Source organism: Streptomyces fulvorobeus (assembly GCF_013167895.1).
Lineage (GTDB): Bacteria > Actinomycetota > Actinomycetes > Streptomycetales > Streptomycetaceae > Streptomyces > Streptomyces fulvorobeus.
In genome coordinates this window covers 5401443-5422796 of record NZ_BLWC01000001.1, presented here as the reverse complement: position 1 = coordinate 5422796, position 21354 = coordinate 5401443, and the positions used below count along the sequence as shown (strand labels likewise).

The following is a 21354-nucleotide window of genomic DNA, read 5'->3' as shown; positions in this document are numbered from 1 at the left end:
GTCCTTACCCGGGCAGGTGGTTGATCGGATGGTCGTCGACGGTCCAGAGGTACTGCACGGCGTACGCCCGCCAGGGGCGCCAGCGGGCCGCGCGTGCGGTGAGCGCGGCGGGGGTCGCGGGAAGACCGAGCTGTGCGGCCGCCCGTCTGATCCCGAGGTCGGTGGGGAGGAAGGCGTCCGGGTCGCCGAGCGCCCGCATGGCGATCACCTCGACCGTCCACGGCCCGAAGCCGGGGAGCGCGGCCAGCTCGGCGCGGGCCCGTTCCCAGTCGGTGTCCATGCCCAGCCGCAGGGTGCCGTCGGCGAGGGCTGCCACGAGGGTGGTGAGCGTCCTGCGCCGGGTGCGCGGCAGGGCCAGCGCCTCCGGGTCGAGCCCGGCCAGCGCCTGTGGGGTGGGGAAGAGGTGGGTCAGTCCGCCCTCGGGGTCGTGGACGGGGGTGCCGTGGGCGGTGACGAGCCGGGCGGCGTGGGTGCGGGCGGCGGCCGTCGACACCTGCTGGCCGAGAACCGCCCGTACCGCGAACTCCGCGCCGTCGACGGTACGCGGAACCCGGCGTCCTGGGGCCTTGTCGACGAGGGGGGCGAGCAGCGGATCGGCGCGCAGCTGGGCGTCGACGGCGACCGGGTCGGCGTCCAGGTCGAGCAGCCACCGGCAGCGGCTGATGGCCCGGGTGAGGTCGCGCGGGTCGGTGAGCAGGAGCCGGCAGGTGATGTGGTCGGGGCCGGGTGCGAGGGAGACGATGCCGTGTCCGTGCGGGAGGGTCAGCGTGCGGCGGTAGGCGCCGTCGCGCCACTCCTCGACGCCGGGTACCGCGGTCGCGGCGAGGTGGCCGAAGAGGTTGCTGGGGTTGAGCGGGGCGCGGTACGGGAGGCGCAGCGCGATGACGCCGGGTGTCGTGGCAGGCCCGCTCCCCGGGCGGCGCGGGTCCGCAGTTCGCCGGGGGCGAGCGCGAAGACCTCGCGGACGGTGTCGTTGAAGGTGCGGACAGAGGCGAACCCGGCGGCGAACGCCACGTCCGCCATGGGGAGTCCGGTGGTCTCGATGAGCAGCCGGGCCGTCTGGGCGCGCTGTGAACGGGCCAGGGCCAGGGGCCCCGCACCGAGCTCGGCGAGCAGTTGGCGCTCGATCTGCCGGGCGGAGTAGCCGAGGCGGGCGGCGAGTCCGGTCACACCCTCCCGGTCGACGACCCCGTCCGCGATGAGGCGCATGGCGCGGGCGACGGAGTCGGCGCGGGCGTTCCACTGCGGGGAGCCGGGACTGGTGTCGGGACGGCACCGCTTGCAGGCGCGGAATCCGGCCTGCTGGCAGGCGGCGGCACTGGGCAGGAAGGTCATGTTCTCGACCTTGGGCGGCACGACGGGGCAGCTGGGGCGGCAGTAGATCCGGGTGGTCACGACCGCCGTGAAGAACCATCCGTCGAAGCGGGCGTCCTTCGACTGGACGGCCCGCACGCAGCGCTCGGTGTCGGTGTGCATGGTCCAAGGATGGAGCACACGGGGACCCTGGGGCTGGCGGAAATCCGACATCAGCCTTCGCCTGCCAGGGCCCCCCGGATCGGCCGGCACCGGACGGGGGCGGAGGCCGGGGTTCAGCTGTTCCGCAGTCGCCGCCAGACCGCCTTCGCCGCGTGGTGCCCCGACATGCCGTGCACGCCCGGCCCGGGCGGGGTGGCCGATGAACAGAGGAAGACCGCCGGGTGCGCGGTGGCGTACGGCACGCGGGCCAGTTTGGGGCGGATCAGCGTCTGGAGACCGGAGAAGGCACCGCAGGCGATGTCACCGCCCACGTAGTTGGCGTTGCGGGCGGCGAGTTCGGGGGTCCCGCGACGGCTCGGGCGAGGACCAGGTCGCGGAAACCGGGCGCGAAGCGTTCGAGCTGCCGCTCGATGACCTCGGTGGCGTCCCCCTTCCAGCCCGCGGGCACATGCCCGTACACCCAGAAGACGTGGCGGCCCTCCGGTGCCCGGGACGGGTCGACGAGGGAGGGCTGAGCGGTGATCAGGAAGGGGACATCGGGGTCACGGCCGCCGACCGCGGCGCGCAGGGCGCTGTCGATCTCTCCCTCGGTGGGTCCGATGTGGACGGTGCCGGCCCGCCTGGCGTCCTTCGCGGTCCAGGGGACCGGGCCGGACAGCGCGTAATCGATCTTGAAGGTGGAGGCCCCGTACCGGTAGCCGCGGTACGCGCTGCCGAGGCCCGCGATCCGGGCGAGGGCGGTCGGCGAGGTGTCGAAGACGTAGGCACGGGCGGGCGGCAGCTCGTCCAGGCGCCTGACCTCGGTGCCGGTGCGGATGGTGCCGCCCAGCTCCCGCAGGTAGGAGGCGAGTGCGTCGGAGATGGCCTGGGAGCCGCCGTACGGCACGGGCCAGCCGTTCTCGTGGGCGGCGAGCGCGAAGACGAGGGCGATGGCGCCGGTGGCGAATCCGCTGGTGGGAGCGATGGAGTGGGCGGCGAGCCCGGCGATGAGACCCCGCGCCCTGGGGCCGTGGAACCGGCGGGCGATCCAGCCGGCGGGCTGGAGGCCGACCAGCCCGAAGCGTGCGAGCCGGTACGGGTCCCGGGGCAGCCCGTCCCAGGGGGTGCGCAGGAAGTCGGCGGCCAGGGTGTCCCAGTGCCCGATGTGCGGTGCGACCAGACGGCGGTAGGCCCCCGCGTCCCGCGCTCCCAGTGACATCGCGCTCTCGCCCACCGACCGGGTGAGCACGGCGGCGGAGCCGTCCGGGAAGGGGTGGGCGAGCGACAGCTCGGGCTGGAGCCATCGCAGCCCGTGGCGGTCCAGCGGCATGGCCCGGAAGGCGGGTGACCCTATGCCGAGCGGATGCACGGCCGAGCACGGGTCGTGGCGGAAGCCCGGGAGGGTGAGCTCTTCCGTCCGGGCCCCGCCACCGATCGTGTCCCGGGCCTCGAACACCTCCACCGAGAAGCCCCTGCGGGCCAACTCGACCGCGGCGGTGAGTCCGTTCGGCCCCGCCCCCACGACGACTGCATCGAGCATCGACGGCACCTTGGGACTCCTTGTCAGCCGGGGGCCAGGGCACCCAGGATATTCCGGGCCGCCGGCACCAGGGGCGCGGGGCCTGGTCAGGCCCCGGTGCGCAGGGCCGCGAGAACGCGGTCCCTGGTGGTCTCGTCGCGGGCCGCCGTGAAGGGCAGGTCGTTGCCGCCGGTGATACGGAACGTGGCGCCGGAGAGCGTGGACTGCGCGCCGCCCGCCTCGGTGACCAGGAGCAGGCCCGCCGCGTGGTCCCAGGCGAACTCCCAGTTGAACGCGATCGCGTCCTGGGCGCCGCAGGCGACGGCGAGGTATTCCAGGCCCGCCGACCCGCAGGGCCGGGCGTCGATGCCTGCGGTGCGCAGCCCCAGCAGGGCGCGCTTCTGGGCGTCAGAAGTGAAGTCGGGGTGGGACATCGCCACCTTCAGGACGGCGCCGGGCGCGGGCGAGCCGGCGTGCAGCGGCTTCCCGTTCAGGGTGGCGCCACGGCCGCGTACCGCGATCGCCATCTCGTCGAGCGCGGCGGCGTACGTCCAGGAGGCGAGGACCTCACCGTGGTGGGCGAGGGCCACCAGGGTGCAGAAGCCCGGTTCGCCGCGGACGAACTGCCGGGTGCCGTCGACCGGGTCGACGATCCACACGGGTGCTTCGCCGCCGAGCTCGTCGTACACGCGTGGGTCGGTGTGGACGGCCTCCTCGCCGACGACGACGGAGCCGGGGAGCAGCCGGGTGAGGGAGTCGGTGAGGTGCTCCTCGGCGCGGCGGTCGGCAGTGGTGACCAGGTCGTGCGGGCCGCTCTTCTCGATGATCTCGTGGGAGGCGAGCTGCTGGTAGCGCGGCATGATCTCGGCGGCGGCCGCTGCGCGTACCGCCGCCTCGACCTGGGTCAGGTGTCCGGCGTTCCCGGCGTTCCCGGCGTTCTCAGCGTTCTCGGTGAGGAAGTCATCGATCATGTCTCCAGCTAAGCACGGCCGGCCGGCGTTGCCTCGGCCGGGCGGTCAGCGGCCGACCGCGTACCCCTGCATGCCGCGCGGGTTGGCGGCCGCCGACAGCACTCCGGTCCGCGGGCCGCGGGCGACGGCGCACAGGCGCCCCTCGGACCACGGCTCGCCGATCGTGACGTCGTGCCCGCGGCGGCGCAGCTCCGCGATGACGGCGGGGTCCATGCCCTCCTCGACGGTGACGCTGCCGGGGCGCATGCCTCGTGGGAAGAAGGAGCCGGGGAAGCTGTCGTTGTGCCAGTTCGGGGCGTCGACGGCGCCCTGGAGGTCGAGGCCGCCGCGGACCTCGGCGCGCAGGGCGACAGCCAGGAAGAAGTGCACCTGCCACTGGTCCTGCTGGTCGCCGCCGGGTGTGCCGAACGCCATGACGGGGACGCCGTCGCGCAGGGCGAGGGACGGGGTCAGGGTGGTGCGGGGGCGGCGGCCCGGGGTGAGGGTGTTCGGCAGGCCCTCGTCGAGCCAGGCCATCTGGAGGCGGGTGCCGAGCGGGAAGCCCAGCTCTGGCACGACCGGGTTGGACTGGAGCCAGCCGCCGCTGGGGGTGGCGGAGACCATGTTGCCCCAGCGGTCCACGACGTCGAGGTGGCAGGTGTCGCCGCGTGTCGCGCCGTCGGCGCGGACGGCCGGTTCCCCGGCGCCGTCCCTGGCGAAGGTCGGCTCACCCGCGCCGGCCGCCGGGACGCCCAGGGCGTCGGAGCCCGCCTCGCCGGAGGCGACGGCGCGGGCGTGCCCGCTGAGGACGGGGACACGACCGCCGGGGCTTCCTGGGCGCAGCTCGTAGGAGGCCGTGGCGGTGACGAGTGCGCGGCGGGCCGTGTTGTACGGCTCGGAGAGCAGGGCGTCCAGGGGGACGTCGGCGGCGTCGCCGTACCACGCCTCCCGGTCGGCCATGGCGAGCTTGCAGCCCTCGATGAGCAGGTGCACGTAGTCGGCCGAGCCGTAGGCGGGCAGCTCGGCGGGGAGCAGGGCGAGCTGCTGGAGGAAGGCGGGGCCCTGGCTCCAGCCGCCGGCCTTGGCGAGCGTCCAGCCGTTCCAGTCGTACGTGACGGGGGCCTCGTAGGAGGCGGACCAGCCGGCCAGGTCGGCGGCGGTGAGGGTGCCGGTGTGGCGCTCGCCGCTGGTGTCCGTGGTGGGGACGGCGGCCTGGCGGACCAGGGCCTCGGCGATGAAGCCCTCGCGCCAGACGGACCGGGCGGCGTCGATCTGTGCGACCCGGTCATCGCCGCCGGTCTCGCGGGCCTCGGCTATGAGGCGTCGCCAGGTGGCCGCGAGGGCGGGGTTGCGGAAGAGCTCGCCCGGCTGGGGCGCGGCACCGCCCGGGAGGTAGACCTCGGCGGAGGAGGGCCACTGGGTCTCGAAGAGTTCACGGACGGTCTCGACGGTCCGGCCGACCCGCTCCACGGGTGCGTGGCCGTCCTCGGCGTACCCGATGGCGTACCGCAGGACCTGCTCGACGCTCTTCGTTCCGTGGTCGCGCAGCAGCAGCATCCAGGCGTCGAACGCGCCGGGGACCGCGGCGGCGAGCGGGCCCGTGCCGGGGACGAGGCCGAGCCCGAGGGAGCGGTAGTGGGCGGCGGTCGCGCCCGCCGGGGCGGGGCCCTGGCCGCACACCACCTCCACCTCGCCGTCCTTCGGCGCCAGGATGATCGGGACCTCGCCGGCCGGGCCGTTGAGGTGCGGCTCGACGACGTGCAGGACGAAGCCGGCGGCCACGGCCGCGTCGAAGGCGTTCCCGCCGTCCTCCAGGACGGCCATGGCGGACTGCGAGGCGAGCCAGTGGGTGGAGGACACCATGCCGAAGGTGCCCTGAAGGGTCGGTCGGGTCGTGAACACAGGGCCTCGCACCTCGCTGTTGTCTACGCGTACCGGCCGGGATGACGGGCACTCGGGAAGGATGCCGGGGAGTATCCGGGGAGCTCGCGCCGGGGTCTCCCCCGTCGAGTTCTCAGAAGGCTGTCGACCGCCCTGCTCCACTTCTGCCCTGCCTCCGGCACCAAGTGGCCGAGGGTGAGTCCCGCATTCCCCTCCGCCTGCCACGAGACTCCTCCCGCGCGGGTCGAGACGGCGTCATGGGGTGGCAGGGACAGCAAGCGGCCTTCACCGCCGCCAACCGGGCGATGAAGGCCGCTGTCACGCAGGGAGACGGCTCAGCCGGCTGTGCGGCGGGCGAAGGCACGGGACTTCTCTCGCCGGTCGGGCGCGAAGGCGTCGACGGAGCCCGCTCCTTCACGGCCGGTCCCGGCGTTCCACCCCTCGATCTTCCGGGCGACTCCCTTGATCTTGGGGTGGCCGGGCTTCAGAGCGATCTCGAAGTGGGACTCCTTGGGCGTCGCGAAGTCGCCTCCCCACGCGACCGCCCCGTCGAGCTCCACGAGGATGTCGCGGATCACCACGAGCTCCTGCTCGTAGAAGTTGCCCTTGGAGCCGAGTGGATAGACCGGCCGCCTGATCTCGATCGCCGTACCCGACAGGTGGTTCGACTCGTAGGACTCCCGCACCTTCCTGGAGGTGCGGTGGCCGCGCACGTCGTCCGCCCGGAGCTCGTCGATCTCGTAGTGGAAGCGGCGCGCCACGTGCAGCAGGATCGTGGCCGCGTCGCCACCGGCCAGGCGGACGGAACGTCCGCTGCCCTCGATGCCGTACGACGCCGCCTCGGCGAGGATCTCCCAGCCGTTGGCGGACCGGCTCCCGGTCCACGTCCTGGCCGGGGCGTCCGCCGCCAGGGCGGGTGTCGCGCCCAGCGACCCGATGGCTGCGGCGCCGGCCAGGCCGGCGGTGGCGCCTATGATGTGACGCCTGGTCAATTCGGTCACTGCGTATCCTTCTTGGTGCGTTGTCGATGACGAAGGGCCGGCCTCGCGGAGTACACCAGGGAGGCGACGGCCAGTGTGGGGAGTGCGACCAGGGCCGGATTCACCCAGACCGGGACCAGGTCGTGGTCGGCGTTGCAGGCGTCGCGCAGCGGGAACCACCGGGTCTGCTCCTCGAAGTGCTCCCTGATGTACGCCCTGTCGTAGTTCTGCCCGACGGCGTGGCACGACTCCTCGGGGTCCAGCGATGTCCCGGCCATGGAGCCCACCAGGTAGGTGGTCCCGGTCGCCACGAGGAGCAGCACCGCCGTCCCGGCGAACCAGCCGGCGCTCTGCCGCCACCTTCCGGTGGCCAGCGACCGGCCCCAGAACCACAGCCCGGGGCCGGCCAGGAGCAGGAGAAGCAGCGCGAGGAGGATGAGACCCATGTGCTAACTCCGCGCGCTCTTCCCGTCCCTGGCGGCGGCCCGCTGGGTGGCCTGCTCGCGGTAGGTCTTGAGGTTCTGCCGGTACGTGGCGATCCGGCTGTTCTCCAGGCCGATCAGGGAGAGCTGACGGTCGGAGAAGCCCCGGCAGAAGGAGTTGAACTTGTCCCCGCCGCCGGGCAGCAGGACGTAGTCGCCCGGCAGTGCGGCGCCGGCGCCGGTGATCAGCTTGAGCAGGGCCAGGTCGATCTTGGCCTCGTCCCCGCCGAGCAGGATGTCCCGGCACGCCTCGTAGGCGTTGGTGGCGCTCTGGAAACGCCGGTCGAAGTGGTCGCGGAAGCGGGTGAGACCGCCTCCGTTGTTGTAGTGGTTCGTCACCCAGGTGACGATGTTGCCGCCGCCGGCGACGTACTTCGCCAGCAGGTATCCGTCGACGTCCTCGACCATGTCGGTGAAGCCGAAGCTGGAAACGGTGCCGGGAATGGCCAGCTTGGCCTGGCTGAAGGTGAGCGGGGAGGCGTACTCCTGCTCCGAGTTCCGCCAGTCCGCCCAGAAGGTCATGATGTCGCCACCCCAGCCGGCCACGTCCCCGCCGGTGGCGGAGCCCTTGGAGCTCGGGTCGGGGTTCTCCAGGAAGCCGTTGGCCGTGGCCATCAGGTGGGTGGCGTCCAGGCTGTAGCCGGTGATGGAGTCGGTGAACGACTCGCTCACCGACATGCCCCGGGTGTTGCAGTACTCGACGAAGTCACCGTCGTAGGCGTTGGCCAGCCACCACCAGGCGATGCCGTTGTACTTCTCGTGCCGGATGTACTCCATCACCAGGCGGCTGGCGTTCGTGGTGACGTTGTTCTCGGACTTGTACGCGACGGCATGGTTGTAGAGCCGGGAGACGTAGGCGATGAAGCCGTCGGCCGGTCCGGACGAGCCGTCCACGGCCCGCACGCCCGGCTCGCTGTTGGTGCGCCAGACGTCCCGGTCCAGGTCGAAGGTGTCCGAGCCGTTGGTGACCTTGAATTCCTTGATCTGGTTGATCGCCCAGTTCGCCGGCAGCGGATAGCCGAGGTTGCCGGAGAAACCCCAGGACATGCCGGAGACGAACGAGAAGCGGGCGCTGGTCCTCTGCGTGACGTTGATGCAGACGTTGCGGGAGCCGTAGACCCCGTGGAAGTACTTCTTGCCCTGGTTGGCGAGACCCGCCACCACCCCGTTGAAGTAGGGGACGATGGCTTGGTCGATCTCCCACTGCTGGGCGTCGTAGTCCACCGCGAAGTAGAGCGTGGTGCCCCGGTTGAACTTGTAACTGGTCGCCAGCGCGTGAGCGTTCAGGGCGTGCTGGTAACCCTGGCTGTAGGTGAAGTCGGCCAGCCTCCGCGCGTTGTCCTGGTAGATGGGGAAGACCCGCAGCCCCGCGTTGAAGATGATCTGGAGTTCGCCGGGCTTGATCTCCTTGTCGAGGGTGGACCCCGGCGGGTCGTACAGATACCGGCCGACGAGCCGGTAGCCGTTGTCGTACAGCCAGCGGGCGCGGGAGGCGGTGATCTCGAAGCGGGTGTCGGACCCGGTGGCCGTGCGGTCGGCGTTTCCCATGGAGACCAGCAGCTGCGCCCAGGTGTCGAAGTCGCCCACCCCGGACCTGTACAGCTGGGAGAACTCCTGGAAGATCTCGACGTACTCCTTCGTCTTGGAGTCGAAGGTGCTCTTGAAGGTGGTGCGCACCTCGGTGTCGTCGAGCCCTCGCATGACCACCGGCTCGTTGAAGACACAGGCGGCCGTGAACAGCTCCACGAACACCCCGGTGCTGCCCTCGCGCATCGGGCGCTGGCGCAGGCCCTCCTGGGTGGTGGGACCGAAGTTCCCGTTGGGGGCGCTGATCCCGAGCTCGTACTGGATGGCGATCACCAGGGACTTCTGTACGTCCCGTGAGTAGATGCCGTCGCAGGGGCCGATCGAGTAGGCGGACCGGTTCCAGTAGCGGCCGTTGAGCCACTGCTGGATGCTACGGATCTTGTCGGTGCCGCCGGCGACGACGACATAGGCGTCCATGTTGAGGATGCACTTGAAGATCCTCGGGGTGACGATGCCACCGGCGGTGCCCGAACCGGCGTCCGGCAGGCCCATGTCGACGCGCATCGCGTCCACCGCCTCGGTGGTGACCGCCCCGAACTCGCCGTACCCGTTGGCACCCCAGTAGCCCTTGCAGAACAGGCCGTGCTGGATGATCCGGACGATGTTCGCGTTCTTGTTCCAGCCGAACCCGATGTTGCCGAGCGCCTCCAGCCGTGCCAGCGTCGTCGGCCCGAAGCCGGCGACGACCGGGGAGATCCCCAGCTCGTGCTGGAGGCCCATCACCAGGGAGTACATGGTGGACCAGCCCGTCCGGCCGTCCTCCGGACAGCGCACGTAACCGCTCACGCCGCCGTAGGTGGCATTCACCCACCGCTGTGCTTCCTGGACTTTGTCGTCTGCCATGGGTGGCCCTTCGCTTGGAGTAGGCATCAGCCATGGCCTGCACCGCTCCGGATATCGGTCAGTGAGGGGCGATGTCGGCAACCGACCCTATAAGCACCCTCTCTTCGCATTCTCTCCGCCGGAATTGGCGTCGGGTGAGGTGGGTGACGTACCCCGGCGCGGCACGGGGGAAGTCGGCTTGATCGATGCGCGGACCGGTCTCCGGTACGAGCACCGCCTAATGTCGCCGATGCCGGGCGGGCACTCCTGGCTTCCGGGCCCGAGCCGTCCCGCCGGTCCGCGCGGCAAACCGGACACCACCTGCCCGCTTGTCCGCTCCTCCCGGGGGTAGCAGCGGAGCACTGGACGAAGAGAGGAGTTCGTGGTGTCCGAAGCTCGTGACGTGGTGGCCGTGATTCTTGAGGACCATCGCACCATGGAAGAACTGCTGCGGCGGATGAGGAGTGTCGAGGCGGACCGGGAGACGGCTCTCAGCGAGTTCGCCGCGCTCCTGATCGCCCACGGAGAGGCCGAGGAGGCCGAGGTCTACCCCGCGCTCAAGCGGTTCGCCAACGTGGACAACGAGGAAGTGGAGCACGGGGAGGAGGAGCACCACGAGGGCAACGAGGCGCTCCTGGCCCTGATGGAGGTGGAGGAGGTCGGCTCCGACGAGTGGGACGAGAAGCTGGAAGAGCTCGTATCGGCCGTGACCCACCACCTCGACGAGGAGGAGCGCACGATCCTCAACGGAGCCCGGGAGAGCGTGCCGGACCAGCGCCGCACCGAACTCGGCGCGGTCTTCCTCCGGGACCGGGCGAAGCACCTGAAGGCCGACTGCGGGAGCATCGAGAACGTCCGTGCGGTCGTCCGGGAGCAGTGAACCGCACAGCGGTACGCGGGCACCCGTCCGGCCGGACCGGACGGGTGCCGCCGGCCGGCGCCCCGGCCCCCGAATCCGGTTGAGCGCGGTGCGCGAGGCGTGTGACCACTGCCGGGGTCGCGAACGCCGATCACCTCGTACGTGACGGGGAGGCCGGCGGCGATGGCGCTCGGAGGAGTGGTGAAGCTGCTGGCGGGACCGACGAGCCGCCATGCCGCGCGAGCGCGGATGAGATCATGATCCGGTGTCCATAAATTTGCGTCGCACCGCCGCTGTCATCGTCCTGTTCGCCGGGCTCGCCCTCGGTTTCTGGGTCGTGTTCGGTTCGCCCCACGACTGGGTGGAAGGCATGCGGCTGGTCAAGTTCGCCCTGGGGCTGACGTCCATCTGCATGATCACCGCCAGCGCCTGGCTGATGTTCCCCCGCTCCCCCGACGATGACGACGAGGACGACACGTCGGCGGCTCCGATGACGGGCCCGCTGGACGCCCTGTAGCCGCGGGGGCGCTTACGCCACCGGCACCGCTCGCGGCAGGTCACAGGCGGTCGGCGGGAAGCGCCGCCGCCCGGTTCCAGGCCGTGTCGCGCAGCAGGCGCAGACCGTTGAGGCCGACGATGACCGTGGAGCCTTCGTGGCCGAGTACGCCCAGGGGCAGCGGCAGGTGGCCCGCCAGGTCCCAGATGACCAGGCCGGAGATGAACACGCCCGCGATGACGAGATTCTGTACCACCAGGCGGCGGGCGGCGCGGGAGAGGGCCATGACCGCCGGGACGGTGGCCAGTTCGTCGCGGACGATGACGGCGTCGGCGGTCTCCAGGGCCAGATCGGAGCCGGCGCGGCCCATCGCGATGCCCACGTGTGCGGCGGCCAGGGCCGGGGCGTCGTTGACGCCGTCGCCGATGACCAGCACCTTGCGACCGGCCGCCTCCTGCTCCCGTACGGCGCCGGCCTTGTCCTCGGGCAGCAGAGCGGCGCGGACGTCGGTGATGCCGACGTCGGTGGCGAGGCGGGCCGCGGCGCGCGGGTTGTCGCCGGTCAGCAGCATCGGCGTACGGCCGGTCAGGGCCGTCAGGGCCCTCACGGTCGCCGCCGCGTCCGGGCGGAGCCGGTCGGCGACGGCCAGGACCCCTACCGGGATTCCGTCGCGCTGGACGAGCACGGCGGTGCGCCCGTCGCTCTCCAGCTCGGCCGTCAGCGCGGCGGCGGCCCGGGCCTGGGCGGTGGTGACGGAGTGCTGGGCGCCGGCCAGGAGGCGGGGCGGGGAGCCGACCGCCACCGTACGGCCCTGGACCCTGGCCGTCACGCCCGTCCCGGGGGCCGAGCTGAACTCCCCGGCGGCCGGAACGTACAGGGAGCGCTCCCGGGCGGCTTCGACGACGGCGCGCGCCAACGGGTGTTCGCTGGAGTGCTCGGCGGCTGCGGCCAGGGCGAGCAGACCGTCCTCGTCGAGGCCGCTGCCGTCCAGCGGCCGGACCGCGGTGACGCGCGGGGTGCCCTCGGTCAGGGTGCCGGTCTTGTCGAGGGCGACCGCGTCGGCCTGGCCCAGGCGCTCCATGACGACGGCGGACTTCACGAGGACACCGTGGCGGCCCGCGTTGGCGATCGCGGACAGCAAGGGCGGCATCGTGGCCAGCACGACCGCGCACGGCGAGGCGACGATCATGAAGGTCATCGCCCGCAGCAGCGCGCTCGTCAGGTCGGCGCCGAAGGCCATCGGGACGAGGAAGACGGCGAGGGTGGCGACCACCATGCCGAGGGAGTAGCGCTGTTCGACCTTCTCGATGAAGAGCTGGGTGGGCGCCTTCGTCTCGGACGCCTCGGCCACCATGGCCACGATCCGGGCGATCACGGAGTCGGCGGCGTCCCGCTCGACGGTGACGCGCAGGGCTCCTGTGCCGTTGAGGGTGCCGGCGAAGACCTCGTCCCCGGCCTCCTTGGTGACGGGCAGGGGCTCACCGGTGATGGTGGCCTGGTCGACCTCGCCCACCCCCTCCACCACCCGGCCGTCGGCGCCGACGCGCTCCCCCGGGCGGATCAGGATCGTGTCGCCGACCCGGAGGTCCGCGGTGGCGACCGTCTCCTCGCCTTCCGGGGTCAGCCGGGTGGCGGTGGCAGGGGCGAGGTCGAGCAGACCGCGCACGGCGTCCTGCGTACGTGCGGTGGCGAGCGCTTCCAGCGCGCCGGACGTCGCGAAGATGACGATCAGGAGGGCGCCGTCCATCACCTGGCCGATGGAGGCCGCCCCGATCGCGGCGACGATCATCAGCAGATCGACGTCGAGTGTCTTCTCCCGCAGGGCGCGGAGCCCTTCCAGGGCCGGTTCCCAGCCGCCCGTGACGTAGGCGAGTGCGTACAGCGGCCCCCAGATCCAGGCGGGGGCGCCGGTCAGCTGTAGGGGCAGCGCGGCCAGGAACAGGGCCAGGGCGGCGCCTGCCCAGCGGGCCTCCGCGAGCGCGAGGACCCGGGTACGGCGGCGTGGTGGAGCCGTGGAACCGGCGGGCGCCGTCCGTTCCGGACGCTGGAGCAGGACATGGGGCATGACAAATCAACCCTTCACGGGCAGGTGGCCGACGATGAGCTCACCATACAGGAACATCTGAACAGGTCTTCATGTGTCATCGGTAGGATGGCCTCATGGGTCATGGAGCCGACGACACGAACGCCGCCACCACACGCGAACGCCTGGACGCCGTGGGGACCGCCGATGTCGCCGCGACCCTCCAGGCCCTCGCCACCCCGTCCAGGCTGCGTATCCTCGCCCGCCTCCAGGAGGGCCCGTGCGCGGTCGGTGATCTGGCGCAGGCGGTCGACATGGAGCCCTCCGCCTGCTCCCACCAGCTGCGGCTGCTGCGCAACCTCGGCCTGGTCACGGGCGAGCGCCGGGGCCGGTCGATCGTCTACGCCCTCTACGACCACCACGTCGCCCAGCTTCTCGACCAGGCCCTTTTCCACGTCGAGCACCTGCGCCTGGGTCTTCAGGACGCGCCCGTGGCGGTTGAGGCCGACTGACCGGGCCCACGCCCGCACGGTCACGAACAGACGTTCTCTTGCCCTCGGCGCCGCCCTTTCCCGTATGGGGACCGGTCCAGGTATGTAGTCTTCGGCCCTCATCAGCACCAATGAGGGGGGAACCTCACGTGCGTAAGCACCTTGCCGTCGCCACTGTCATATCCACCGGCATCCTGGCCACGCTCGCCGCCGCTCCGGCTCAGGCGGCCGAGTACGACTCGGCCCTGAAGATCCGCGCGGCCCAGTACGACGCGCCGGGCCGCGACTCCAACAGCTGCTCCTCGGGCAACACCCGCGCGGAGTACCTGACGCTCAAGAACTACTCGTCCAGGACGACCGTCAACCTCAGGGGATACGCGGTCAAGGACGCCGCCGGCAACAAGTTCGCGTTCACCGCGAACCACTACCTCCAGCCCGGTGACTCCATCAAGCTGCGGGGCGGGAACGGCACCGACTCCGACGCCGGCAACGTCGTCTACCGCGACAACTGCAACTTCATGTGGAACAACGACCGGGACACGATCTACCTCTACAAGCCCTCCGGCGCCCGCTCGGACGTGCACGCGTACTCCAGGTCGGCGAACGACCGGGACGGCAACGGGTACATCTCCTTCCACAGCTGAGGCCGCACGCGGCTGACCTCCTTCGTACGGGAGGAGGGACCGGTCCGCGCGGCGTGCGCGCCCGCCAGGGCCGCCGTCTCCCGCACCACCATCAGCCGCCCGCGGGCGGCTGATGACGCGGGCCCGCCCCGGCCGGGCAGGGAGCCGGCCGGGGCGGAGCGCTGTGCGGGAGTTCCCGCCGGGTCAGGCGAGCGTGGCGACGGCCTGGTTGAACGTGGCCGAAGGACGCATCACGGCGGCGGCCTTGGCCGGGTCGGGCTGGTAGTAGCCACCGATGTCGACCGGCGAGCCCTGCACCGCGATCAGCTCGTCGACGATGGTCCGCTCCTGCTCGGCCAGTGTCTTGGCGAGGGGCGCGAACGCCTCGGCGAGCTTGGCGTCGTCGGACTGCGCGGCCAGCTCCTGGGCCCAGTAGAGCGCCAGGTAGAAGTGGCTGCCGCGGTTGTCGATGCCGCCGAGCTTGCGGCTCGGCGACTTGTCCTCGTTGAGGAAGGTGCCGGTCGCGCGGTCCAGCGTGTCGGCGAGGACCTGGGCGCGCGCGTTGCCCGTGCTCGTCGCCAGGAACTCGAAGCTGGCCGCGAGGGCGAAGAACTCGCCCAGGCTGTCCCAGCGCAGGTAGTTCTCCTTGACGAGCTGCTGGACGTGCTTCGGGGCGGAGCCGCCGGCGCCCGTCTCGAAGAGACCGCCGCCGTTCATGAGCGGGACGACGGAGAGCATCTTCGCGCTCGTGCCCAGTTCGAGGATGGGGAAGAGGTCGGTGAGGTAGTCACGGAGCACGTTGCCGGTGACGGAGATGGTGTCCTCGCCGCGGCGGATGCGCTCCAGGGAGAAGGCTGTGGCCTTGACCGGCGCCATGATCTCGATCCGGAGACCGTCCGTGTCGTGGTCAGCCAGGTACGTCCTGACCTTCTCGATGAGCTTCGCGTCGTGGGCGCGGTCCTCGTCGAGCCAGAAGACGGCCGGGTTGCCGGTGGCGCGGGCGCGGGTCACGGCGAGCTTGACCCAGTCCTGGATCGGCAGGTCCTTGGCCTGGCACATCCGGAAGATGTCCCCGGCGCCCACGGCCTGCTCCAGCACGGCGTTGCCCTCGGCGTCGACGACGCGCACGGTGCCCGTGGCGGGGACCTCGAAGGTCTTGTCGTGGCTGCCGTACTCCTCGGCCTTCTGCGCCATGAGGCCGACGTTGGACACCGAACCCATGGTCGACGGGTCGAAGGCGCCGTTGGCGCGGCAGTCGTCGATCACGACCTGGTAGACGTTCGCGTAGCTGCTGTCCGGCAGGACGGCGAGGGTGTCGGCCTCCTTGCCGTCCGGGCCCCACATGTGACCGGAGGTGCGGATCATGGCGGGCATGGAGGCGTCGACGATGACGTCACTGGGGACGTGCAGGTTGGTGATTCCCTTGTCGGAGTCGACCATCGCCAGGGCGGGGCCCTCGGCGAGCTCGGCCTCGAAGGACGCCTTGATCTCGTCGCCCAGGTGGGGCACGGAGTCTAGGCCCTTGAGGATGCCGCCGAGGCCGTCGTTCGGGGACAGGCCGGCCGCGGTCAGCACCTCGCCGTACTTGGCGAACGTCTTCGGGAAGAACGCGCGGACCACGTGGCCGAAGATGATCGGGTCGGAGACCTTCATCATCGTGGCCTTGAGGTGCACCGAGAAGAGGATGCCCTCGGCCTTGGCGCGGGCGATCTGCGCGGTGAAGAACTCGCGCAGCGCCGCCTGCCGCATCACGGCGGCGTCGATGATCTCGCCCGCGAGGACGGGTACCGACTCGCGCAGGACGGTGGTGGTGCCGTCGTCACCCACGAGCTCGATGCGCAGGCTGCCCGGCTCGGTGACGACGACCGACTTCTCGGTGGACCGGAAGTCGTCGGCGCCCATGGTGGCGACGTTCGTCTTCGAGTCGGCCGTCCAGGCGCCCATGCGGTGCGGGTGCGCCTTGGCGTAGTTCTTGACCGACGCGGGGGCGCGGCGGTCGGAGTTGCCCTCGCGCAGGACGGGGTTGACCGCGCTGCCCTTGATCTTGTCGTAGCGCGCGCGGACGTCCCTGTCCTCGTCGCTCTTCACGTCGTCCGGGTAGTCCGGAAGCGCGTAGCCCTGCGCCTGCAGCTCGGCGATCGCGGCCTTCAGCTGAGGGATCGAGGCCGAGATGTTCGGCAGCTTGATGATGTTGGCGCCGGGAGTCCTGGCCAGCTCGCCGAGCTCGGCGAGTGCGTCATCGATACGCCGGCCGGCTTCGAGGTGCTCCGGGAAGCTGGCGATGATCCGGCCCGCCAGGGAGATGTCGCGGCTCTCGACCGTGACACCGGCCGTCGAGGCGTACGCCTCGACGATGGGCAGGAACGAGTAGGTCGCCAGGGCAGGGGCCTCGTCGGTGTGCGTATAGATGATGGTCGAGTCAGTCACCGGGTGCTCCGCTCCACGTCTGCAACATTGCTTGACATCAAGATATCTCGTGGCGGGTCCCCTCTCCACAGGGCCCCGCCCCCGATCTTGTGCACAGCCGTCACCTGCGTCGGGGCGTGGGGGTCAGTTTCCCGGCAGGTGCCTCAGCTGTCTGAAGGCCCGGTCGTAGTAGACGAGTGGCTCCCCCCGGCCGGGCAGGACGTGCCGGACGGCGCCGACGAGGATCATGTGGTCGCCCGCGGGGTGGCGGGCGTGCACCGCGCAGTCCAGGGTCACCAGCGTGTCCGCCACCGCGGGGAGCAGGCGCGGGGTGGTGACGGTGTCCTCCGCGCGGAACTTGTCCCCGCCGGAGCGGGCGAACCGGGTGGCCAGCGCGCTCTGGTCCTCGCGCAGGAGACTCACGGCGAAGCCCCGGCACTCGGAGAACACCTGGTAGGAGCTCGACGTCTCCGCGAGGCAGACGAGCACGAGCGGCGGGTCCATGGATACGGAGCAGAACGAGGTGGCGGTGAATCCGCGCGGCTCCCCCTCGGCGTCCTCGGTCGTGACGACGACGACGCCTCCGGCGAGCTGCGCCATGGCCGCCCGGAACGCCTCGCCGACGGGCGGGGCCTTTGGGAGGGCGGCGGTGCGGTGGTCGGTGCGGTTCACGGCAGGACCACCACCTGCGCGGCGTAGTTGAGTCCGGCGCCGAAGCCGACGAGCAGCGCCGTGTCCCCGGTCGACGCCTGCTGGGAGGCGAGCATCGCATCCAGTGCCAGCGGGATGGAGGCCGCCGAGGTGTTGCCGCTGTGCGCCACGTCGCGGGCGACCGCGGTGGCGCCGGTCAGACCCAGCCGCTCGGACAGCAGGTCGATCATGCGGAGGTTGGCCTGGTGCGGCACGAAGACGTCGAGCGCCGCGGGCGTCGTGCCCGCCTCGTCGAGGGCCCGCGCGGCGGCCGGGGCCACCTCGTCCATGGCCCAGCGGAAGACCCGGCGCCCGTCCATCCGCATCCACGGCCGTTCCGCCTGCCCGGCACCGGTCACGGCGCCCGCCCCGGCCCAGGGGGCCGTCATCCGGAGCGCTTCGGCGTGGGCGCCGTCCGCCCGCCGTACGACCGGGCCGATCCCCGGCGCCGGGGCGTCGCCGACGACCACGGCGCCCGCCCCGTCGGCGAAGAGGAAGGAGATGGTCCGGTCCGTGGGCTCCACGATGTCGGTCATGCGCTCGGCGCCGATGACCAGGACCCGCCGCGCGCTGCCGGCCCGGACCGCGTCGGAGGCCATGGCGAGGGCGTGGCAGAAGCCGGCGCAGGCGGCGGAGAGATCGACGGCAGCGGCGCCCCGCGCACCGAGCTCGTGCGCCACGCGGACGGAGAGCGGCGGGGTCTGCACCAGGTTGGACATGCTCGCCACCAGGACCAGGTCGATCTCGCCCGGCACCGTCCCGGCCTGGGCCAGGGCTTTCTCGGCCGCCGCGGTGGCCATCATCGGCAAGGTCTCGTCCGGGCCCGCGAACCGTCGCTCGACGATGCCGCTACGGGTCTCGATCCACTCCTCGGTGGAGTCGATCAGCCGGCAGATCTCCGCGTTGCCGACCACCCGGTGTGGCCGGTAGCCGCCGATGCCGAGCAGCGCGCTGTGGCGAGTCCCGGCCGTTCTGACGGTCCATGTCATAGCCGTCTCCCTCCCTGTCGGCTGCGGCGTCCTGATCCGGACGCTTGCCTCACCCAGGGTCGGTGCGGGCGGTGGAGAAGTCCTCGAACCCGGCTCAGGGCAGGGCGTGAGAAGGGTGCGGCGCGGCCCCGGGGGCGGACCCCGAGCGCATGCGGGACGATAGTTCCGCAAAACGCCGATCACCGGAACGCCCCTGATTAGTAGGCGTGTTCGACGTACTATTGCCGTCTCTGGGGGAGGGGCGGTTCGTGATACGGCTGGTCATTGCCGAGGAGATGCCCATGCTGCGCGGGCCTTGGTGGCCCTGTTACAGATGGAGCCGGATTTCCACGTCGTGGCGGAGGTGGGCCACTGGGACGATCTTCTTCCCACGGCCGTGGAGTTCCGGCCAGACGTCGCGGTCGTCGACATCGATCTGCCCGGCACCGACGGACTGACGGCCGTGGCGAAATTACGCTCCTGCCTTCCCTCGTGCCGGCTGCTGGTCATCACCAGCCTCGGCACCACGGCGACGCTGCGCCGGGCGCTGGCCACTCAGGTCGACGGCTACCTGCTCAAGGACGCGCTGCCGAGCGATCTGACCGAGGCGATCCGCAAGGTGGTGGCGGGGCAGCGGGTGATCGACCCGCAGCTCGCGCTGACGTCCTGGGACGGCCCGGCGCCCCAACTGACCCCGCGCGAGGTGTCGGTGCTGCGCCTGACGGCGGACGGGGAGGACGTACGCGTCATCGCGCAGGAGCTGCACCTGAGCACCGGCACGGTCCGCAACTACCTGACGGCGATCGTGCGCAAGCTCGGTGCGCGCAACCGGGTGGACGCGGTGCGCATCGCGCGGGAGCACGGCCTCATCTGACGGTCCGCGCCGGACCCCCGTGGTCCCGGGGTTCCTCGTCGGCGCCGGACCCCGCGGGCCCGGCATGATCCGATCGGCAGGCCCTACTCCTGGCCCTCCGTCAGTTCCCGCTCGTAGACGCGGAGGGTCTCGACGAAGGTGCGCCGCTCGGCGGGGCTCAGCGGCCGCAGCGCGGCCCGCCACGCCCGTACGCCGTTCTCCAGCCAGGAGCGCACCGCGTCCAGGTGCACGTCGGCGATGCCGACGATCTTGCGGCGCCGGTCGGACGGGTCGTCATCGCGGTCCACCACTCCGTACCGGTTCAGCTCGCCCACGAGCAGGCTCACGGTGGCCGGGGCGAGCTCAAGACGCGTCGCCAGCTCGTTGACCGCGAGCGGTCCGTCGAAGTACAGGTAGGCCAGCAGCGACAGGTGCCTGGGAGCGAGGTTGAACTCCTCCAGCTGCTTGGGCACCGGGGTGCGCTTCGTGCGCGCGACCACGCGCGGCATCAGGAGCAGCAGGGTGCGGACTCCGTCGTCGACGCTGGGCTCGGCTCCCCCCTCACCATCGCTTGACATGACACAGCCCCCCGCAATAGCTTTGCTTTGAAAGCAAAGCATTTAGCTCTGCTTTTCCATGCTGCTGCCGAGGCTACCGGAGGGCCGACTCATGACGGTGGAAAAACTGGCCGACTCACCACCACCGCCGCAGTACAGCCCCAAGCGCTGGGCGACGCTGGGAGTGACCCTGTTCGCCGTGTTCATGGACATGGTGGACAACACGGTCCTCAACGTCGCGCTCCCCGCGGTCCAGCGCGACCTGAACGCCTCGTCCTCGCAGCTGGAATGGTCGGTGGCGGGATACACGCTGGCCTTCGCGGCCGCGATGATCACCGGCGCCCGCCTCGGCGACCAGCTCGGACGCCGGCGGATCTACCTGATCGGCCTCGGCGCCTTCGTCGTCACCTCGGCCCTGGCCGGTGCCGCGGTCAACGTGGAGATGCTCATCGCCTCCCGCATCCTCCAGGGCGCCGCGGCGGCCCTGATGGTGCCCCAGGTCCTGGCGATGCTCCAGGTCGACTTCCCCAAGTCCGAGCGCCCCCAGGCGATGTCGATGTACGGCATGTCGCTCGCCCTCGGCGGCATCGGCGGCCCGCTGCTCGGCGGCGTACTGCTCCAGGCCGACCTCTTCGACCTCAGCTGGCGCCCGCTGTTCTTCATCAACGTGCCGGTCGGACTGATCGCGCTCGTCGCCGCCTACTACCTCACCCGCGAGTCGCGCGCCGACTCCCGCGAGACCTTCGACATCCGGGGCACCCTGCTCGCCACGGTCGCCCTGGTCAGCCTGCTCTACCCGCTCATCCAGGGCAGGGAGCTGGGATGGCCCTGGTGGACCTTCGCGCTGATGATCGCCTGCCCGCTCCTCCTGTGGCTGTTCGCCCGTTACGAGCGCCGGGTCGCCGACCGCGGCGAGTCCCCGATCATCGACCCCGACCTGCTGCGCCACCGCAGTTCGCTGGGCGGGCTGCTGGTCGCCGTCCTGTTCTTCTGCGGCATGGCCTACCAGGTGGTGATGACCGTCCACCTCCAGACGGCCGAGGGCTACTCCCCGCTGCGTACGGCGGTGGCGCTGGCCACCTTCACGGTGGGCGTGGGCATCGGTTCGGCCTTCGCTCCCAAGCTGATGCCGCTCGGACGCCGGGTGGTGCTGATGGGCTGCGCGGTCATCGCCGTGGGCATGGGGATCGTGGCGTGGACCGTCGACCGCTACTCCGGTGAGCTGGAGTGGTGGCACCTGGTGCCCGGCATGGTCATCTCCGGTATCGGCCTCGCCATGGTCGCCGGAACCCTCCTGACCATCGTGCTCGCCAAGATGCCCAGGTCCGCGTCGGGCGCCGCTTCCTCGCTGATCAACACGGCCATCCAGCTCGGTGCGGCCACCGGCGTGGCGATCGTGGGCACCGTCTACTTCACACTGCTGGAGGACCAGCACTCCCCCGTGGACGCGGCGGTCACCGGTCTGCTGACCGTCGTCGGTCTCTACGTCGCGGCCGGACTGCTCGCCTTCGTCCTGCCCCCGGGCCGGGTCGACGTGGACGGCCTGGAGCCCGACGAGGACGAGGACGCGCCCGGCGACCACGGCCCGGTCTCCGGCGCCGCGGTGCCCGTCGCCACCTCCGGGGCCCCCGCGGGGAGCTGAACCGTCCGCAGCAGAACGGACCCGGAAGCTCCCCCTTCCGCCCATGCCCCGCCGCGAGCGCTCGCGGCGG

15 protein-coding genes and 3 pseudogenes are annotated in these 21354 nt (G+C 71.4%); 6 read left to right on the top strand and 12 right to left on the bottom strand.

Annotation, left to right across the window (positions count from 1 at the left end):
* Positions 1 to 4 precede the first annotated feature (4 nt).
* The 7 genes and pseudogenes from Sfulv_RS24390 to Sfulv_RS24360 all read right to left on the bottom strand — a co-directional run bounded on the left by Sfulv_RS24390 (position 5) and on the right by Sfulv_RS24360 (position 9697).
* A pseudogene (locus tag Sfulv_RS24390) lies at positions 5 to 1476 on the bottom strand (AlkA N-terminal domain-containing protein).
* A 113-nt stretch (positions 1477 to 1589) separates the two neighbouring features.
* Positions 1590 to 3004: pseudogene (locus tag Sfulv_RS24385) on the bottom strand (phytoene desaturase family protein).
* Positions 3005 to 3081: 77 nt separating this feature from the next.
* Positions 3082 to 3945, bottom strand: coding sequence for an inositol monophosphatase family protein (locus Sfulv_RS24380; protein ID WP_173316646.1), 864 nt, complete (start codon positions 3943 to 3945; stop codon positions 3082 to 3084).
* 45 nt (positions 3946 to 3990) lie between these two features.
* On the bottom strand, positions 3991 to 5826 hold the full coding sequence (locus tag Sfulv_RS24375; protein WP_173316645.1) for a gamma-glutamyltransferase family protein: 1836 nt from the start codon (positions 5824 to 5826) through the stop codon (positions 3991 to 3993).
* Positions 5827 to 6140: 314 nt separating this feature from the next.
* Positions 6141 to 6806: a M15 family metallopeptidase domain-containing protein gene (locus Sfulv_RS24370; protein ID WP_173316644.1), complete on the bottom strand. Its 666-nt coding sequence runs from the start codon at positions 6804 to 6806 to the stop codon at positions 6141 to 6143.
* Positions 6803 to 7231 (bottom strand): hypothetical protein, encoded by a 429-nt coding sequence (locus Sfulv_RS24365; RefSeq protein WP_173316643.1) that lies wholly within the window; start codon positions 7229 to 7231, stop codon positions 6803 to 6805. Before Sfulv_RS24365 ends, Sfulv_RS24370 begins: the two co-directional genes overlap by 4 nt.
* A 3-nt stretch (positions 7232 to 7234) precedes the next feature.
* Positions 7235 to 9697 carry a glycoside hydrolase domain-containing protein gene (locus tag Sfulv_RS24360; protein WP_173316642.1) on the bottom strand — a complete coding sequence of 821 codons (2463 nt, stop codon included), beginning with the start codon at positions 9695 to 9697 and terminating at the stop codon, positions 7235 to 7237.
* 364 nt (positions 9698 to 10061) lie between these two features.
* Between Sfulv_RS24360 and Sfulv_RS24355 the strand changes: the two genes are divergently transcribed.
* Positions 10062 to 10556, top strand: a complete 495-nt coding sequence (locus tag Sfulv_RS24355; protein ID WP_173316641.1) for a hemerythrin domain-containing protein — start codon at positions 10062 to 10064, stop codon at positions 10554 to 10556.
* Between the two features lie 244 nt (positions 10557 to 10800).
* Positions 10801 to 11052 carry a hypothetical protein gene (locus Sfulv_RS24350; protein ID WP_173316640.1) on the top strand — a complete coding sequence of 84 codons (252 nt, stop codon included), beginning with the start codon at positions 10801 to 10803 and terminating at the stop codon, positions 11050 to 11052.
* A gap of 40 nt (positions 11053 to 11092) precedes the next feature.
* Here Sfulv_RS24350 and Sfulv_RS24345 read toward each other — a convergent pair whose 3' ends face one another.
* Positions 11093 to 13096 carry a heavy metal translocating P-type ATPase gene (locus Sfulv_RS24345; protein WP_173316639.1) on the bottom strand — a complete coding sequence of 668 codons (2004 nt, stop codon included), beginning with the start codon at positions 13094 to 13096 and terminating at the stop codon, positions 11093 to 11095.
* Positions 13097 to 13191: 95 nt separating this feature from the next.
* Between Sfulv_RS24345 and Sfulv_RS24340 the strand changes: the two genes are divergently transcribed.
* Together Sfulv_RS24340 and Sfulv_RS24335 are read left to right on the top strand one after the other, a co-directional pair.
* Complete coding sequence (locus Sfulv_RS24340) at positions 13192 to 13566, top strand: ArsR/SmtB family transcription factor (RefSeq protein WP_173316638.1); 375 nt, start codon at positions 13192 to 13194, stop codon at positions 13564 to 13566.
* Positions 13567 to 13694: 128 nt separating this feature from the next.
* Entirely contained in the window at positions 13695 to 14189 is a 495-nt protein-coding gene (locus tag Sfulv_RS24335) for a lamin tail domain-containing protein (protein WP_256669092.1), read from the top strand.
* A gap of 183 nt (positions 14190 to 14372) precedes the next feature.
* On the opposite strand, the gene Sfulv_RS24330 is transcribed toward Sfulv_RS24335, so the two are convergent.
* The 3 genes from Sfulv_RS24330 to Sfulv_RS24320 form a co-directional block, all read right to left on the bottom strand.
* Positions 14373 to 16595, bottom strand: coding sequence for an NADP-dependent isocitrate dehydrogenase (locus Sfulv_RS24330; protein WP_173316636.1), 2223 nt, complete (start codon positions 16593 to 16595; stop codon positions 14373 to 14375).
* 123 nt (positions 16596 to 16718) lie between these two features.
* Complete coding sequence (locus Sfulv_RS24325) at positions 16719 to 17246, bottom strand: flavin reductase family protein (protein ID WP_256669090.1); 528 nt, start codon at positions 17244 to 17246, stop codon at positions 16719 to 16721.
* Positions 17243 to 18253, bottom strand: a complete 1011-nt coding sequence (locus Sfulv_RS24320; RefSeq protein WP_173316635.1) for a beta-ketoacyl-ACP synthase 3 — start codon at positions 18251 to 18253, stop codon at positions 17243 to 17245. Before Sfulv_RS24320 ends, Sfulv_RS24325 begins: the two co-directional genes overlap by 4 nt.
* 248 nt (positions 18254 to 18501) lie before the next feature.
* On the opposite strand from Sfulv_RS24320, the pseudogene Sfulv_RS24315 reads away from it, so the two are divergent.
* Positions 18502 to 19106: pseudogene (locus Sfulv_RS24315) on the top strand (LuxR C-terminal-related transcriptional regulator).
* An 83-nt stretch (positions 19107 to 19189) separates the two neighbouring features.
* Here the strand turns inward: Sfulv_RS24315 and Sfulv_RS24310 are convergent.
* Positions 19190 to 19663, bottom strand: a complete 474-nt coding sequence (locus Sfulv_RS24310; protein WP_173316634.1) for a MarR family transcriptional regulator — start codon at positions 19661 to 19663, stop codon at positions 19190 to 19192.
* A gap of 91 nt (positions 19664 to 19754) precedes the next feature.
* Here Sfulv_RS24310 and Sfulv_RS24305 point away from each other — a divergent pair, with 91 nt between their 5' ends.
* Positions 19755 to 21284 carry an MFS transporter gene (locus Sfulv_RS24305; protein ID WP_173316633.1) on the top strand — a complete coding sequence of 510 codons (1530 nt, stop codon included), beginning with the start codon at positions 19755 to 19757 and terminating at the stop codon, positions 21282 to 21284.
* Positions 21285 to 21354: the final 70 nt, after the last annotated feature.